The sequence below is a fragment of the Clostridium weizhouense genome (assembly GCF_019431045.1).
In the GTDB taxonomy this organism is placed as follows: domain Bacteria; phylum Bacillota; class Clostridia; order Clostridiales; family Clostridiaceae; genus Clostridium; species Clostridium weizhouense.
The window spans coordinates 20,092-37,122 of the sequence record NZ_JAHXPT010000018.1 but is presented as its reverse complement, the minus strand read 5'-3'; the positions used below and the strand labels follow the sequence as shown (position 1 = coordinate 37,122).

The window sequence follows — 17,031 nt, the reverse complement described above, 5'->3', positions numbered from 1 at the left end:
ATAAAAGAACTAATCTCTATATTCTATAACAATAATCTGTTATAAAATATAGAGATTTCATTATTATTAGTCTATTTATTTTTCATTAATTACTCTATTATATTCAAAATCTGCATATTCTTTTACTGAAAAACTACTTACTTTACCTGTAAATGAATTGATTCCTACTTCTACCTTTTTTGATGAATCATTTTCATCTTGATAAAAAAGACGCTTTCCTTTTACAAGTATACATTTAGGATTTTCTAAGTCTCCTAATTTATGTTGTTTAATAAAAGCTTCTGCTGTATTTTTTAATTCTTCTTCACTAATTTTTAATGGAACATCTGATTCTTTAGGAATGCCTTCACTAACCAATACAGAATCTACTTCCTTTGTATTCTCATTAAAATCAAACATATAGCATTTATTCTCGTTATTAACACCAACCCATCCCGTTTGAATCATTCCATGTTTTAATTTTTCTACTCTATTTTTAAGTCCATCATTATTTTTTTCAGAAAAAGCTATTCGTTCATCATATTCTTCCTTAGCAATCTCTTTATTGTCATATAACTCCTTTATTGTTTCTTTTTCTTTTACCTTTAGTTCATCTAAAGTTTTTTCATTTAATACACATGCACTGAACTTAAAGTTTTCATTTTCTTTAACTGATATATTAAAGTAATTTTTTAAAACCTCTAAAGACTTATCTCTATAAGCTTCTTCTTCAGCACCAGTTACATCAAAATCATCTTTAGAAGCTACTGATGCATTATCTTTAGTATAAACAACATTTTGTTTTACACTATCTGCAAAAGCTCCTTTTATGTTAATTTCATTAAATAAAGCACTAGTAGATGCTACTACTCCTAATGCAACTAATACTGCTGTTAACTTTTTTGAAAACATAATAATTCCTCCACATACAACATATTTTTATTTTTCATTCAGTCTTAATTGTGTATAAGTACTTACCACACTTTAATTATAAAATTCAAATGTCCCAGAAGTTTATTCCAGTTGTAAAATAGTTGTAAACTTTCAATTATTTTTTATTTTACTTTTAGCTTACAAATTTAATTAATGTATAGTGGAAATAGAATTTCTAAAAATTAAATTTACTTCTGTACCCTTACCTAATTCACTACTTATTTTAATATCCGCATTATGAACTTCCGCTATTTTTTTGCAAATAGAAAGTCCAATTCCTGCTCCATTATTCTTTCTACACCTTGCTTTATCAACAACATAAAAAGGCTGCCATATTTTATCCAAATGTTCTTTTGCCATTCCAAAACCAAAGTCCACTATAGATATATAAGTCTTATCTTGTAAAACAGATACTTTTAAATATATTTTAGAATCATTATCAGATGCTTTTATAGCATTTTCTACTAAATTGCATAATTCCATCTTAATTAAATCTTTGTCCACATCTAATATGCAATCTTCCCCTTCAATAATTAAATTTATATTTTTATCTCTAAACTTAGCAGACAAAGATTTTTCTACTTCATATATTATTGGCATAATTTTTTCAGGTATTAATTTAAATTCTTGAGTCTTAGCATAAATTAAATCCATCATTTTAAAAGCCATCTTCTCAAGTCTTTTTCCCTCTTTGTAAATATAATTTGCAGATTCAAAAAATAACTCTTCATTATATTTTGATGTTCTTATTAAATTTGCATATCCAATTATAGAAGTCAAAGGAGTCTTAAGTTCATGAGTAAGATTATTTATGAAGGTTTCCTTTTCAATATTAGAAATTTCCAGATCATTTATTTTATCTTCTATTGTCTGAGCCATTAGATTAAAATGATTTGAAAGAACATTAAATTCATCCTTTGATTTTATGCTTACTCTTTCAGAATATTGTCCCAAAGATATTTTCTGAGTAGACTCTATTAACGTATTTATTGGTTTTGTTATTAATCTGCTTACAAAAAACATAAAAACAGCAAAAAGAGAACAGATTAAAATATCCAATTTCATAAAAAGAGCATAATGGCTCATTTTTTCGGTGTATATGCTTGAAATATCTTTAGCATAATGTATTTTTATTGGGATATTATACACATTAATTAAACTACCTACATATAAATACTGCTTTCCATCTAATGTTCGAATAATGTAGTTTGTTTTTCCTAAAGAAAGGTTTTGTAATTCCTGTTTTTCATCTGAAACAGGAAATTTTACATCTGAATATAATATTTTATTTTGGGTATCTAAAATTTCTATATCTCCATGTTGTCCAATTTCATGATTAATTAAATTGTTATACTCACTCATTAAAGCACTAATTGACATATTAATATCAGGAGAACTATCTAAATAATAGTTTTTTTGCAAAGCTAAAGAATTAATTCTGAATTCTGAAGAAACAAATTTTTGTTCTGCAAGACATTTCTCAATCTCTTTTTCTAATACATCATTATGGAATTTTTGTATCAGTATAACTCCAGCTATATTTAAAGTAAATATAAGCAATAATAAAGAAAAAAAGTATATTTTTTGCCATAACTTCATATATTCTACTCCTCTAATCTGTATCCAATTTTATATACAGTTTTTATGTCATCCACAATGTCTAACTTTTTCCTTATTTTTTGAATATGAGTATCTATTGTTCTTGTTTCACCCATATATTCATATCCCCATATCTTTTCTAATAAATATTCCCTTGATAAAGCCATATTTTTATTTTTTACAAGCATAAGCATAAGTTCAAATTCTTTTAAAGTAAGATCAATTATTTCATCTTCTTTTTTTATAATTCTTTCATCTTCATATATCTTTAAATTCTTAAATTCTATACAATCTTTATTTTTAGAATATCTTCTTAAAACTATTTCAATTCTTGCTAGTAATTCAACTGTTTCAAATGGTTTGACGATATAATCCTCTGCACCTGATGTTAATCCAGTCACCTTATCAGCAAGTCCATTTTTAGCTGTCAGGAATATTACTGGTATATTTAAATCTTTTATTCTCTTCATTAATTCAAAGCCATCCATGCCTGGTAGCATAATATCCATGAGTATTAAATCGAAAGATTCTTCTTTTAATAAATTAAAAGCTTCTAATCCATCAAATATCTGTTTGCTTTCATAACCAGCCATACTTAAGTTTATTTTTATTAAATTAGAAATAGCCTCATCATCTTCTATAATTAAAACATTTATTTTCAAATTTCTTCCCCCTAGTACAATTATTTTGACTCTTACTTAAGAACTTTAAAATATCCAACATCCATTTAAAACATAGCATTTAATAAGTGTTCATTTATAAATCCATTATATAATAAACTCCTCAAAACATTGTAAAATAGTTGTAAACTTTTCTCAAAATATAAAAAAATAAGAAGTACATCTTTAGATACTTCTTATTTTTACAAATTATGGTTATCGCTAATTAATATCTTGTTTTTTATTTCTGAGCTTTATAGAAATTATCAATAACAATATTTTTCATAGTATTATTATTTCTTTTAATACTTTAGAAAGTAACTTATTATATGTTATGAGATTACAATGCTTACTAATTAATTTTTCAAAACTTTTTATTTTTAAACACTTAGTTCATTAACTCAGTTTTATCCGTTGATTTCATGCATTATTCTCATCATATTTCTTGCAATAGGTTGTACAATAAGTAACTCTAAAAACATAACTACACAAAAGTTACGTGGCCAACAAATTGGAAATTCTTTAATAGCTTCTAGACTAAGCCCACTTGCTAAAATTTCTCCCACATTTGTCATAATAATAGACATACCAATAACAGTAAAAAATGTCCTAAACATAATATGAGCATTTAAACTATCTGTTGGTAAAATAAAAATAGAAACTAATTTATCAGCTACCTTACCTACAATAAACATTTCAAGTATCATCGCAATTATAAAAACTAATGGAAATGCTTTTAATACTGTAACTATAGACGCTCCTGAAACTCCCCCCATATTAATACAAATATTCATAGTTGCCATGAAAATGCAAGTCAATGCACATATAACACACCCATAAATCAATCCTTCTTTTCCATTTCTAGGCATACATTTTTCCATAATATCCTCCTTATTTTTAGTTGAATTGAAAAATACGCTGTATCGACGACAAGTGGTATGACCGTCGGTACAACGCATTGACTTTCATAGTATAGCATAAATTTTTTCATTGATGTAATACCCTAATTTTATTTTTTTATTATATCCATATTGAATTTTACAAAATTATTTTACACTTTGTTTAATTGCTTTAACTGTGATTCTAATGAATCCATTATACTTTTTTTCCTGTTTGAATTTCTCTCCAAGTTCTCCATTATATTTTTTATTATATTATCCATATCCCATATGAATTGATTATCATACATTTCAAAAGCGCATTTCCCATACTCTGTAACTTCTCTTTGATATATACCTTTCTTATTATTTATATAGTTTAAACGAGTTACACAAAATTCATTATTCCATAATAACCACAATTCATATAATCCGTATTTCTCATTCATATAACACTTAACATCTTTACTTCCACTCTTATACTCATCTACTTTCATAGCATGTTTACATAAATCATTAAATGATATCAAATCACTAAATTTACTATTAAGATTAAAGCGCTCTATGTTATCTATTTTTTCATAAACTAAATGCTTTCTTGAAATATTAATTATCTCCATTATTTCTGTTACTTTAGATTTTAATAGTACAGAACTTTTTTCATTAATCATCTTATTATTAATTTCTATTTCATTAATCAAATTTTTTATTTTATTTAACATGTTACCTCCAATATTTATAAATATATATCAAACTAAAAGTGTATTCTTAAAATTACAAATTTATAATATTAATCTATAATACAAATCTAATCTACACTATTATTTATCGACATAAAATACTATATTTTTATATAAATAACATTATTTTTTAGTTATAAAATTTAATTACTATTCTTAATTAATTCAATTATATTTAAACTCAATTTTTCCTCTTTATTTTCGTCATCTTCTTTTTTTATTAAAAGTAACTTATAAACTTTCTTTATAAATTATTTTTATATTTATTTTTTACAATCAATTTCAAAAAAGTACTGTACCTGTCGTAGTAAATGTGATATATTAAAATTACTACGACAGATATAGTATTATAATCGTAGTAGTTGTAAAGGAGGGGATACTTTGATTAGTAGTGATATTATCCGAGGATATAACGATACTATCATTCTTTATATGCTACAAGCTGGTGAATCCTATGGATATGAAATATCAAAAAATATCAGAAAACTTTCAGAAGAAAAATATATAATAAAAGAAACGACTCTTTATTCAGCGTTTACACGTCTTGAAAAAAATGGGTATATCGAGTCTTTTTATAAAGATCAAACATCTAGTAAAAAACGTACTTATTATAAAATTACTCCTGAAGGTCTAAAGTACTATAAAGAAAAATGTGAAGAATGGAAATTAACAAAAGAAGTTATTAATAAATTTATTAAGGAGTGATTAAAATGGAAACCATAAAAAATTATTTAGATACTATGTTTAGCAGCTTACCAAAAACAAGCCAAATTCTTAAATTAAAAAATGACTTATTAGAAAACATGGAAGAAAAATATAATGAACTTAAAGACGAAGGAAAATCTGAAAATGAAGCTATAGGTATTGTAATTTCAGAGTTTGGAAATATTGATGAACTAATTAATGAACTTGAAATTGATACTAATAAAAATCAGAATATACTTCCAACTATTACTTCAGAAGAAGCTTATGGTTTTATAAATACTAAAAAAAGAGCTGGATTATTAATAGGTATTGGAGTATTTTTATGTATTCTATCGGCAGCTATGTTAATATTAATCACTAGTCTTATAGAAAATAATATTGTTTTTACTAACCTATCAAAAAATGACCCAGATTTACCTGGGGTTATAACTTTATTTATTATGATTGTACCTGCTGTAGCTTTATTTATTTATTCTGGAATGGAATTAAAAAAATATAATTATCTAAAAAAACCATTTGAGTTACCTATTAATGTAAAATCAGATATAGAACAAAAGTTTAACGCTTTTTCATCAACTTATATGATATCTCTAATAGTTGGAGTATGTTTATGTGTATTATCACCGATTGCAGTTTTAATAACAGATAGCTTAAATAGTAATGCATCTGATTATGGAGTAGTCCTTTTACTAACAATTGTTGCTATTGCAGTTTTCATTTTTATATACTTTGGAAATATCAAAGAAAGTTTTAATATCTTACTAAAAATCAAAGATTTTTCAAAGGAACAAAATAAGGTTGTAAATGTAGTTGCAAGTATAATCTGGCCTTTAGCAGTTTGTATATTCTTAATCACAGGTTTTATTTTTCATATATGGCATATAAATTGGATTATTTTCCCTATAACAGGAATATTATTTGGTATGTTTAGTTCAGTTTATAATATCTTAAAAGGTGAAAATAAATAATTTTTAATCCTAGCCTATTTAATTAAATTTACTATCTAAAAATAAATATACTAAATCTTTTATTACCAGTTATAAGTTAACGTTAATATTTTAATATAAACATTATTTTGAAATATAAAGTTTAAAATTAATATTTATTATAAACAAATTTTCAACCTTCAGATAAAATTTAATTTATCTGAAGGTTGAAAAGTATTATATTAACATTTATGAAAATATAGTTATTATAAAATTCACCTTTATCTATTATATAAAATCTATTTAAAAAATTAGAATTTAACTATCTAACTACTTTTAATTGTTGTTTCATAATTTTGTATTCTCTACTAATTAGGTACAATAATATCAGAAATACTATTGTATCTATCATTGGAGTAACAAACCAAACTGCTTTAATTCCTGAAATAGCAGGGAATAATATAATTGCTGGCACAAATAATATTACCTGTCTTAAGAAAACTAGTATACCAGCATTTTTTGCATTTCCTATTGACTGAAAAAATGTTACTCCCATAATAAATGCTCCTAGTACTGGAAATGCACTATACATTATTCTGAAATTACTTATTCCTTCACTAACTATTGATATATCCGTTATCATTAAAGATAATACTTGTTTAGGAAATAATTCAATTGGAATCCAAAATATACATGCAAGAATAGTTGCACCTAATATAAATGTATTTGTACATTTCTTTACTCTTGAAAATAATTTTGCTCCATAGTTAGTTCCAACTACTGGTTGTAATCCTTGACTCATTCCCCAAAGAGGAATAAAAGATAATGCTTGTATTCTTAATGTTGCTCCCATTAATATTAATTGATTACTTCCTCCATATTTTGCTGTCATTCTGTACATTAATGTCTGTTGTACCATACTCATAACTTGCATCATCATAGCAGATAATCCTACTGAAAATATTTCTGGTAAAAGTGTTCTTTCAATTTTAATTTTATGAAATCTTACATTTTTACTTGTTCTTATAAAATAAATCATTGTAATAATAGATTGTATAATTTGAGATATTACTGTAGCTACTGCTGCACCTTCAATCCCATATTCACCAAAAGATATTATTAAAATTGGATCTAATATTATATTTAAAACTGCACCTATTGTCATAAAAAGCATAGCTTTTTTCATAATTCCTTCTCCACGCATTACCATATTAGCACTTTGCGCAAAATTTACAAAAATTGAACCTGTAAAAATAATACGAAGATATTTTACTGCTAATTCTAAAATTTCTCCCTCTGCACCAGTTAAGATTAAAATTTCTTTTGTAAATACAATCCCTAAAACCATAATAATAGTCGAAAAAATTAATACTAAACTTAATAAGTTTCCCATAATCTTATCTATGGTTTTTTGATCATTTTTACCTATAGATCTCGATAAAATAGATGCTGATCCAATCCCTATTAAAGTAGATATAGCACTATTTAAAAATGTAATTGGATATGCAATAGATACAGCTGCCATAGCATTTTTACCAATCAATTGTCCTGCAAATACTCCATCCATAAATGAATATAATCCTATTACAACCATTCCTAAAATTGCTGGAGTACATAACTTAAACATCAATTTTTTAGGATCTTTTTGTAGCAATTCTTCTCTGTTTTTACTCATTAATAAATCACTCCTTTTAATCGATTATAATTGATATTAATTTTCATTATCCACTCCATAAAAATAAAAATGCTCCAAAAAATTTGGAACATTTCTTCTTCATTGAAATTATAAACTCTTATTCTTAATACTTTATTATAATTTATTCTATCCCATTAAAAAATCTAGTATATTCCAACCTGAACTAGCTTGCGCTTTATATAATTCAGTATAACCACATCTTGTACAACTAACAGTTATAAATTTTTTATTTTGTACATCAAATATCTTTGCAAAGTTTCCACCTGTTGCTTGAAATTGATCTGATTCATAATGTTGATTTCCACATTTAGGACACACAAATTGCTTCTTTTCCATAAACTCCATCCCCCTCTACTTATTTTATTAACTATATGATAAATTAATTAAAATATAATTTTTTCATATTAATAAACAGTTACTTTTTAACATTACTTTATTCTATAAATAATATAAATTATTTATTATATGTAATTAGTCTTATTATAAGCAATTTTAAAAATCATTCCAAGCAATTTTATTTAGAAATTTATTCCTCACTGTATATAAAAATTTACCTTCTAAACATATTATAAAAAAAACTCCTACAAAAAAGATAAATTAGTTTTTGTAGGGGTTTTTATAAAAATTTTAATTACTACTATTTTAATTATTATATTATATTAGGTAAATAGGTTATACTTATCTTATTTGTAATAGAATTAATTCTAATATTAGCATTTACTCGAAAAAGTTTTTTTATTAAATCATTAGTTATTACTTGTTCTGGAGTGCCATAGTCAATTATTTTTCCGTTATCCATAACAAATAATTTGTCGCAATAAAAACATGCTATGTTTAAATCATGTATAGATGAAAAAACTGTTATTTCTTGTTTCTTTAATATATCCATAATCTGAAATTGATAACCTATATCTAAATGATTTGTAGGCTCATCTAATATTATAAATTCAGCTTTTTGAGCCAATGCTCTTGCAATTAGAACTCTTTGTTTTTCTCCTCCAGATAAACTTAAAAAACTTCTATCCTCATAATTAGATAAACCAACTTCTTTTAATGATTGTCTTGCTATAAAAAAATCTTCATTAGAATTATTCTCTAATAACTTTTTATGTGAATATCTTCCTAGTAAAACCATATCTAAAACATTAATATCAAATTCTATATTATTTTCTTGGACCATCACAGACATCCGTTTTGCAATATCCTTATTATTTAATTTATTAATGCTAATATCATCAATGAATATACCTCCACAATAAGGTTTATATACTCTATATATATTTTTTAATAATGTTGATTTACCGCATCCATTTGGACCTATTAACCCTACAAAATCGCCTTTATTTATTTCAATGTTTATATTACTTAATATTTCATCTTCACAAATTTTATAAGACAAATCTTCTACTTTTAATTTCATTATCTGCTCCCTCCAAAAGTATAACTACTTTTCCTTAAAAGCCACAAGAAGAATGGTGCTCCGATAAATGCTGTAACTACACCAATAGGTAATTCTTCTGGTGAAACAATTACTCTAGCAAATACATCAGACCAAATTAAAAACAATGCTCCTAATAAAATTGATGCTGGCATCAATCTTCTATGACTTGATCCTACAAAAGTTCGAGTAATATGTGGAATAATTAAACCAACAAAACCAATAACTCCACTTACTGAAACTATTGAGCCAGTAAGTAAAGTGCATAAAATTATTATTATAATTTTTAACACTCTAATATTAACACCTAATGTAATAGCTGTAGCATCACCTAAAAGTAATGCATCTAAAGCTTTATGTAAAACTAATAATAAAATTGTACAAATAATAAATAGTACTCCTACATAACCAATATAACTCCATCTAGTTCCTCCTAATGAACCTGTCATCCAAAATAAAGCTGTTCTAATCTTATCAGAGCTATTTTCTTTAAAAATCATTAAATTTGTTAATGCTGAAAATAATGCAGAAACAGCTATTCCTGATAAAACTAATTGAGTTGATGTAATTCTTCCTCTTATACAAGAAAATTTAAATGTTAATATAATTGCAGTAACTGCTCCTATAAATGCTCCTATCATAGTACTATATGATGATAGAAAGCTAAAACAACCAAACATAATAGTCGCTACCGCTCCTGATGATGCACCAGAAGAAATACCCAAAATATATGGATCTGCTAATGAATTTTTAGTTAATGCTTGCATTGCAATACCAGATAAAGATAATCCTGAACCTACCAAAACTGATAATAAGACTCTAGGTAATCTTATATTCCAAACTATCGATTCACTTGCTTTAGGCCATACTACATGAAAATAATCTTGATTTAAAATATTATTAGATATAATTTTAAATATCCAATCCCCTTTTATATTAACACTTCCAATAAAAATAGATAAAATTATAGACACTAATAAAAAAACTAATAATACAAAACAAAATGTAAAGTAACTAAATCTGCTCTTTAAAGGTAAAAATCTTTTTATCTTTTTATTATTCAAAATTCTTACCTCCTAATTATTAAAAACATCAGGATAAAAAGCTTTAGCTAAATCTTCTACCACATCTGCTGTTCCTGCACCACCTTCTATATCACTAAGAATTATAGGATAAATTCTCTTATTTTTAATAGCATCTACATCCTTTAAAGCTGGATTAGAACAAAGGAACTTTTCTTTTTCCTCTATGTTTTCATTATTATAATTCATAATAAGTATTACTTCTGGATTTCTATCTACAATATCCTCCCATGAAACATGAGCCCAAGCTTTGTCTATATCATCAAATATATTTTTTCCTCCAGCTATTTTGATTAAATCTCCTGGTAACCCTTGACAACCTGTAAAAGGAGATTCCTCTCCTGAATCGTATATAAATACCTTTTTAGGTTCACTTTTTATATTTTTAACCTTGTCCTTAACTTTTTCAACTTTAGTTTTCATAGTGTTAACCTTATCTTCTGCTAAGGATTTAACATTAAAAATTTCACCTAAAGTAATATAATCTGTATAAAGATCTTGTATCGTAGCATGATCTCCAGTAAATTTAGGCGTATAAATAGCTATACCATTTTCTTTACAGAAATCTTTATTAAATTTTTTATCCGAAAAGTTTGAATCCCATCCCATTGCAAAGTCTGGTTGTACACTTAATAATTTTTCTTGTGAAAGATTTTTATTTGCTAAAACAGGAATGTCCTTTTTCTTCTCATCAAATGTTGTTCTTATGCTTTTACAATTGCTTTCTGTTCTGCCTGCAATACTATTTTCTAGTCCCAAATCAAGCAATATATCAGTAAATTCATCACCAAAAGTAACTGCTCTTTTAGGTGAAGATTCAAATGTTTCTTCAACCTTATCCCCATTACCACTTCTTAATAAATCCACAGTAATAGTAACAGGTTTATATGTATTATCTTTTACTTGTTCATTAGATGATTTTGATCCATTAGAAGCACATCCTAAAAAAATACTTAAACTGATAGTACAAATGCTTGCTAAGTATAAAAATGATTTCGATTTCTTCATTGATTTACACCTCTTTAATTTTTTATTTAAGTTTATAAAAAAATAAAAGCTCTCTTACTTGACGCAGAAAGCTCTAATACACTCTATAAAAATAGAGTTTATGTAAACCTGTCACCTCCTTCATTGTCCCGTAAAGTTAGTTACGAAGACATATAGGCAGGTCTCCTGACTTTAGAATCATCATTTAAAGAATACCTTCCCAGTTTCCCAGTGGTATAAAACTTCCTTAAACTCCCCTATTACAGTGGCGGAACCGTACAAGATTTTCACTTGTTTCCCTTTTAAATTACATTTATTTAATTAATTTAGATTTTATTTTAATTAATCCATTATTTAAATGTAATACCTATATGCTTAATATTAAATTGTTTTATCTTCTATGCTTTTAAAACATACCTTAAATAGTAAATTGTGTCAAGTCTAACAACATAATAGTAAAATGTTTGTTTGTATAAATTCTACTATTTACTACATTATAATATATAATAAATTCTTATCATAAATTTAATAACAAACATATGTATTTCAAAGCATTATTAAATGGTATCGTTTAATTCAGTAATATGTTACATTTACTTTAAATTTTTAGCTTATAACAACTATTGTTAAAACATTTCAATCATATTATCATTATTATATATTTAGGTGATGGAGTTCGCCTTTAATCGCGTAATGCTAATGACTCCTACAAAAAACGGGTATACTGTTTTTTGTAGGAGTCTTTTTATTAAAAAATATAAAAAGGAGAATAAAAAATAATGTACAAAAATAATTCTGAAAAAGAAAAGGGAATTGTATTTCTTAAAAATCCAAACCTAAGTACACTTCTTGGAATATCATTTTTAAAGTGGATTTTTATAGGTACAATAGTTGGTTGTTTAACTGGAGTAGCTGGTGCTTTATTTTTAAACAGCTTAGAACTTGCTACAACTTTAAGAAGTAATAATCCTTGGCTATTATTTCTTCTTCCAATAGGAGGTGCCTTCGTTAGCTTTCTATATTCTAAATATGGAAAATCCTCTTCAAAAGGTAATAATTTAATTATAGATAAAATTAATACTAGTAATGGAGATATTCCTACTCGTATGGCATTTTTAGTTTTTCTTGGGACTTTTGTAACTCATCTATTTGGTGGTTCTGCCGGTAGGGAGGGTACTGGAGTACAAATTGGTTCAAGTATATCTGAAGTTATTGGACGTTTATTAAAATTAGACAAGGTAGATACTAAAATTATCTTAATGTGTGGAATTAGTAGTGGATTTAGTTCTGTCTTTGGTACTCCTCTTGCTGGAACTATATTTGGATTAGAAGTAGCCGCACTTGGAACAATGAGCTATCAAGCTTTGATTCCATGCTTTGCATCAGCTTTTGTAGGAAATATTGTAACAACAGCTTTTGGGGTTCATCATTCACATTACACTATATTACAAGTTCCTACTATTACATATATTGTAGTGTTAAAACTTATAATTGCTTCCATTTTATTTGGATTAATTAGTAAATTATTTAGTGAGTTAACACATAAATTAAAAGATATATTTTCTTCTAAATTTAAAAATGCTGCAATTAAAAGTATGGTTGGTGGATTTATAGTAATTATATTAACATATTTAATAGGAACAAGAGATTATCTTGGACTTAGTCTACCTTTAATAAATAATTCATTTACTGAACAAGTTAGTCCCTTTACATTTTTTAATAAACTTATATTTACTTCATTTACTTTAGGTGCTGGATTTCAAGGTGGAGAAGTTACTCCTTTATTTGTAATAGGTTCAACATTTGGTAATGCTTTATCAAATATACTTAATATTTCTCCATCCTTTTTAGCAGGATTAGGACTTATAGGTGTATTTGCTGGAGCTACAAATGCTCCTTTAACATCTTTTATTTTAGGATTAGAGCTATTCGGAGCTCAAGGAATTGAATTTATGTTTATGACATGTGCTATAAGTTATTTATTTTCTGGTCATTCAGGTATATATATTTCTCAAAAAATTGGTATAAGTAAAAGTACATTAATTAAAGTTCCTAAAGAATCTACATTAGCATATTATAGAAAAAATAAATCTTCTTTAAAAGATAATAATCAATTAAATGACAAATATATAGTTAACAAATAATAATGAAAAATGGAGGTAATTTAATTATAATAATTACTTCCATTTTTATTTTAATAAAAATTATATACTTTATAACAACTCCTAAGTTTTAGATAAGGCACAAATTTACTTAATAATTAAATTTCTACTTATATTGAATTTTAAAAGATTGTTTTGCATAAAAAAGTTGATGCAATAATACCACCAAAACTTAAAAATAAATTAAGACAAATATTAATAGTTCCTAAATAATAACTTCCTGAACTAATTAGATTAATCGTTTCATAACTAAATGTGGAAAATGTTGTTAATCCTCCCATAAGACCTGTTGTTAAAAAAAGTTTCATATTAGAAGATATTAAGTTTGTAGAAATACTAATTTCCATTATGATACCTATAAGAAAACCACCAAGTACATTGGCTATTAATGTACCTAACGAGATATTTGTATTAACTAATTTTGCTGAATTTATAGTAATTAAATATCTAATTGTTGCTCCTATAAAACCTCCAATACCAACACAAATAATTTTTTGCAAATTAATCACCTCCATACAAATAAATAAAAAAACTCCTGCTTAAAAAAGCAGGAGTCATTAGCTTAATGCAGTCTATCCAAAAGATACATTCATCACCATTTTAATTATAAAAACAGAACTAATAAATGTATTCTTTTAGACAACAATATCTAAATTTAGATTATATCTTATATTATCTATTACTTAGAAATTTGTTTCTGGTGAACCCCATCACCTATAAATTTATTATTACAGATTATAGTGTACGATATATTTCATAAAAAGTAAATATATTACTTTTATAACATATTTATTTAAATAATTTCAATTTTTAATAATCAGATAATATTCTATCTATTTAATTCTTTCTAGTTTATCTAACTTTTTATTGTATACAAACATATATAATGATGCACTAAAAATAATTGTATATCCTATAAAACTTAAATAATCTGGAAGTTGACTAAACATTACTAAGCTTATTATTGCTGAGAACAGTATGTTTGAATAATCAAAAATTGATATTTCTTTTGCTGGTGCATATTTATAAGCTAATGTTATTCCAAACTGTCCTAAACTTGCAAATATTCCTGCTAATATCAAATAAAGAAATTGTATTAATGCCATTGGCTTATAAGAAAATATCATAAATGGAAATAATACAACTGTAGAAAATAGAGAAAAATAAAATACTATTGTATCAGGTTTTTCTTTTCCTCCTAATTGTCTTACACAAGTGTACGCTGCTGCTGCAAAAATTGCCCCTCCTACCCCTGATAAAGCTGGTAAGATCTCAAGATTAAAAGATGGCTTTATAATAAATAACGCTCCAAAAAATGCAATTCCTAAAGCAATTATTTGTCTCATATTTATTTTTTCTTTCAAAAATAGTGCTGAAAAAATAATAACAAAAAATGGACTTAATTTATTTAACATATTAGCATCTGACAAAACTAATATATCTATTGTATAGTAATTAAGAACTATTCCTAGAGTTCCAAATAAAGACCTTAATATTAGCGTTTTCTGATTCTCTCTTTTTCCGAAAAACTTTTCTTTATGTTTTAAAATCAATGTAAAAGCAACTATTGTAGAAACCAAATTTCTAAAAAAAGCTTTTTCAAAAGACGGTAAATCTCCAGCAAGCTTAATAAATGCTGACATCATTGCAAAACCAAAAGCTGATAATATTATAAATATTATTCCTTTTGTTCTATTACTTAAAGTATTAAAATTCATATTTCCCCTTCCTCCTTAACCCATTTAATATATCACTATTGATAAATCTTTTCAATAACTCTACTATATGCCTTAAAATATTAAACATTAATAATATAAAAGAAAAAAACTGCTGATATGTGGTTATCAGCAGTTTTTGCTTGTAAATTAATATATATAAATTTAATGAAATGTACATCTTAGGGAGAACAGAAAAAATTTTTAATACTAAATGCAAGGTCATGCGAATTATTTCCATTTAGTATGTTGTTAAGTGTGTGCGCTTTAACTTTATCATATTGACAAAAGATCTTTTTTGCTTGGTTACAATCGTTATATACTTTCCAATAACCACAAAGTAAACATTTTTTCTTTGTACATTTCATAAAATCTTTAACATCTTTAATTGGTATTCCTAAGAATAACCCAAGTTCATGAGGACAATGATACAAATCATATCTTTCTTTTAATTTTTTTAGATAAATATGTATATCTTCTTTTTTATCATATCCTAGTTTATTTAGAAACAGCTTATTTTCTTCTTCAAATATATATTGTTCAAGTAGTTCCTTATTATAAAGCATTACTATTATAGCTTTATCATTATCTCTTAATTCAATAAATTCTAAACCTATACTTTTTACAAAACTTCTACCAAATTTAATCCATTTTCCATATAGATTATCTCCATCTTTTTTTAATGCTATCGTTGATGCTGGTTTTATACCTGCAATAACTTGAGAAACATTATAAACTATAAAATTTTCTATATATTCTTTATCTTCCATAGAATTTAATTTATTGTAAAAATCTAAATACTTCATAATAATTCCCTACCTCAATTGTTTTTTATAATGCAGCTATCTTCTTTCCAAAATCTTTACACTCTTCTTCATCTTCTGGTTCATTTTGAACTGTTAATGGATCAATTGCTGATTGACATCCATAAGAAATCATTCTTTCTTCCCAGTCTCTCATCCATTGTCCATCTCCCCATCCATAAGAACCAAACAATGCAACTTTCTTACCAGAAACTTTACTTGATAATTCCTCTACAAAAGGTTCAAATTCTCCTTCTTCAAGTACCTCATCACCCATAGCTGAACACCCTAAGATGACTACATCTTCATCATTAAATATATCTGAAGTGGCATTAGATACATTAACTACTGTTGCTTCTTTTCCAGCTGCAACTATACCTTCACTAATTAAATTTGCCATTTTTTCTGTATTACCTGTTCCTGACCAATAAACTATTTTCATCCCATTTCCTCCTCAACAATCTCTTTTCTTCTTGAGATCGATTATCATTTACAATTAAATAATATTATTAATTGATACGATTGTCAATACTTTATTTGAAAATAATTTATTTTCTTCATTTTTTTCTTAAATACTTCTCTTATATGAATTTAAATATACCTATATTAAAGGTCTTAAAAATTAATATTACCTTTTTAATAAATCACTAAAAACTTTATTAATGCTCTATTTATATACTGTTTTAGAGTATACCCTAAAATAAATAAGCTATTACAAAATAATTAAAA

General features: G+C 25.6%; 17 protein-coding genes and 2 riboswitches. Of the genes, 3 read left to right on the top strand and 14 right to left on the bottom strand.

Annotated elements, in window-relative coordinates; translation table 11 throughout:
• Positions 1 to 75: 75 nt before the first annotated feature.
• From KYD98_RS16810 to KYD98_RS16790, 5 genes are all read right to left on the bottom strand, one after another.
• Complete coding sequence (locus KYD98_RS16810) at positions 76 to 891, bottom strand: hypothetical protein (protein WP_219781211.1); 816 nt, start codon at positions 889 to 891, stop codon at positions 76 to 78.
• A gap of 171 nt (positions 892 to 1,062) precedes the next feature.
• Positions 1,063 to 2,511, bottom strand: coding sequence for a sensor histidine kinase (locus tag KYD98_RS16805; RefSeq protein WP_219781210.1), 1,449 nt, complete (start codon positions 2,509 to 2,511; stop codon positions 1,063 to 1,065).
• Between the two features lie 5 nt (positions 2,512 to 2,516).
• A complete protein-coding gene (locus KYD98_RS16800) occupies positions 2,517 to 3,173 on the bottom strand; it encodes a response regulator transcription factor (protein WP_219781209.1) in 657 nt (218 codons plus the stop codon).
• 404 nt (positions 3,174 to 3,577) lie between these two features.
• Positions 3,578 to 4,051, bottom strand: a complete 474-nt coding sequence (locus tag KYD98_RS16795) for a DUF2798 domain-containing protein (RefSeq protein ID WP_219781208.1) — start codon at positions 4,049 to 4,051, stop codon at positions 3,578 to 3,580.
• A gap of 170 nt (positions 4,052 to 4,221) precedes the next feature.
• Positions 4,222 to 4,770 (bottom strand): hypothetical protein, encoded by a 549-nt coding sequence (locus KYD98_RS16790; protein WP_219781207.1) that lies wholly within the window; start codon positions 4,768 to 4,770, stop codon positions 4,222 to 4,224.
• Positions 4,771 to 5,169: 399 nt separating this feature from the next.
• Here KYD98_RS16790 and KYD98_RS16785 point away from each other — a divergent pair, with 399 nt between their 5' ends.
• Both KYD98_RS16785 and KYD98_RS16780 read left to right on the top strand, forming a co-directional pair.
• A complete protein-coding gene (locus tag KYD98_RS16785) occupies positions 5,170 to 5,493 on the top strand; it encodes a PadR family transcriptional regulator (RefSeq protein WP_219781206.1) in 324 nt (107 codons plus the stop codon).
• A 5-nt stretch (positions 5,494 to 5,498) separates the two neighbouring features.
• Positions 5,499 to 6,461 carry a permease prefix domain 1-containing protein gene (locus KYD98_RS16780; RefSeq protein ID WP_219781205.1) on the top strand — a complete coding sequence of 321 codons (963 nt, stop codon included), beginning with the start codon at positions 5,499 to 5,501 and terminating at the stop codon, positions 6,459 to 6,461.
• A 280-nt stretch (positions 6,462 to 6,741) separates the two neighbouring features.
• Here the strand turns inward: KYD98_RS16780 and KYD98_RS16775 are convergent, their stop codons facing one another.
• The 5 genes from KYD98_RS16775 to KYD98_RS16755 form a co-directional block, all read right to left on the bottom strand.
• Complete coding sequence (locus KYD98_RS16775; protein WP_219781204.1) at positions 6,742 to 8,094, bottom strand: MATE family efflux transporter; 1,353 nt, start codon at positions 8,092 to 8,094, stop codon at positions 6,742 to 6,744.
• 147 nt (positions 8,095 to 8,241) lie between these two features.
• Positions 8,242 to 8,451, bottom strand: a complete 210-nt coding sequence (locus tag KYD98_RS16770) for a zinc ribbon domain-containing protein (protein WP_219781203.1) — start codon at positions 8,449 to 8,451, stop codon at positions 8,242 to 8,244.
• Positions 8,452 to 8,764: 313 nt separating this feature from the next.
• A complete protein-coding gene (locus KYD98_RS16765; RefSeq protein WP_219781202.1) occupies positions 8,765 to 9,535 on the bottom strand; it encodes an ABC transporter ATP-binding protein in 771 nt (256 codons plus the stop codon).
• Entirely contained in the window at positions 9,535 to 10,617 is a 1,083-nt protein-coding gene (locus KYD98_RS16760) for a FecCD family ABC transporter permease (RefSeq protein WP_219781201.1), read from the bottom strand. Before KYD98_RS16760 ends, KYD98_RS16765 begins: the two co-directional genes overlap by 1 nt.
• A gap of 12 nt (positions 10,618 to 10,629) precedes the next feature.
• Positions 10,630 to 11,643 (bottom strand): ABC transporter substrate-binding protein, encoded by a 1,014-nt coding sequence (locus KYD98_RS16755; protein ID WP_219781200.1) that lies wholly within the window; start codon positions 11,641 to 11,643, stop codon positions 10,630 to 10,632.
• Positions 11,644 to 11,781: 138 nt separating this feature from the next.
• Positions 11,782 to 11,952, bottom strand: a riboswitch (cobalamin riboswitch).
• A gap of 326 nt (positions 11,953 to 12,278) precedes the next feature.
• Positions 12,279 to 12,338, top strand: a riboswitch (Fluoride riboswitch).
• A 63-nt stretch (positions 12,339 to 12,401) separates the two neighbouring features.
• On the opposite strand from KYD98_RS16755, the gene KYD98_RS16750 reads away from it, so the two are divergent.
• Positions 12,402 to 13,766 (top strand): voltage-gated chloride channel family protein, encoded by a 1,365-nt coding sequence (locus KYD98_RS16750; RefSeq protein ID WP_219781199.1) that lies wholly within the window; start codon positions 12,402 to 12,404, stop codon positions 13,764 to 13,766.
• Positions 13,767 to 13,906: 140 nt separating this feature from the next.
• On the opposite strand, the gene crcB is transcribed toward KYD98_RS16750, so the two are convergent.
• The 4 genes from crcB to KYD98_RS16730 all read right to left on the bottom strand — a co-directional run bounded on the left by crcB (position 13,907) and on the right by KYD98_RS16730 (position 16,744).
• Complete coding sequence (crcB, locus tag KYD98_RS16745; protein ID WP_373368743.1) at positions 13,907 to 14,284, bottom strand: fluoride efflux transporter CrcB; 378 nt, start codon at positions 14,282 to 14,284, stop codon at positions 13,907 to 13,909.
• Positions 14,285 to 14,617: 333 nt separating this feature from the next.
• On the bottom strand, positions 14,618 to 15,502 hold the full coding sequence (locus KYD98_RS16740) for a DMT family transporter (RefSeq protein ID WP_219781197.1): 885 nt from the start codon (positions 15,500 to 15,502) through the stop codon (positions 14,618 to 14,620).
• Positions 15,503 to 15,681: 179 nt separating this feature from the next.
• On the bottom strand, positions 15,682 to 16,305 hold the full coding sequence (locus KYD98_RS16735; RefSeq protein ID WP_219781196.1) for a DUF3793 family protein: 624 nt from the start codon (positions 16,303 to 16,305) through the stop codon (positions 15,682 to 15,684).
• 25 nt (positions 16,306 to 16,330) lie between these two features.
• Positions 16,331 to 16,744: a flavodoxin gene (locus KYD98_RS16730; RefSeq protein WP_219781195.1), complete on the bottom strand. Its 414-nt coding sequence runs from the start codon at positions 16,742 to 16,744 to the stop codon at positions 16,331 to 16,333.
• Between the last annotated feature and the right edge of the window lie 287 nt (positions 16,745 to 17,031).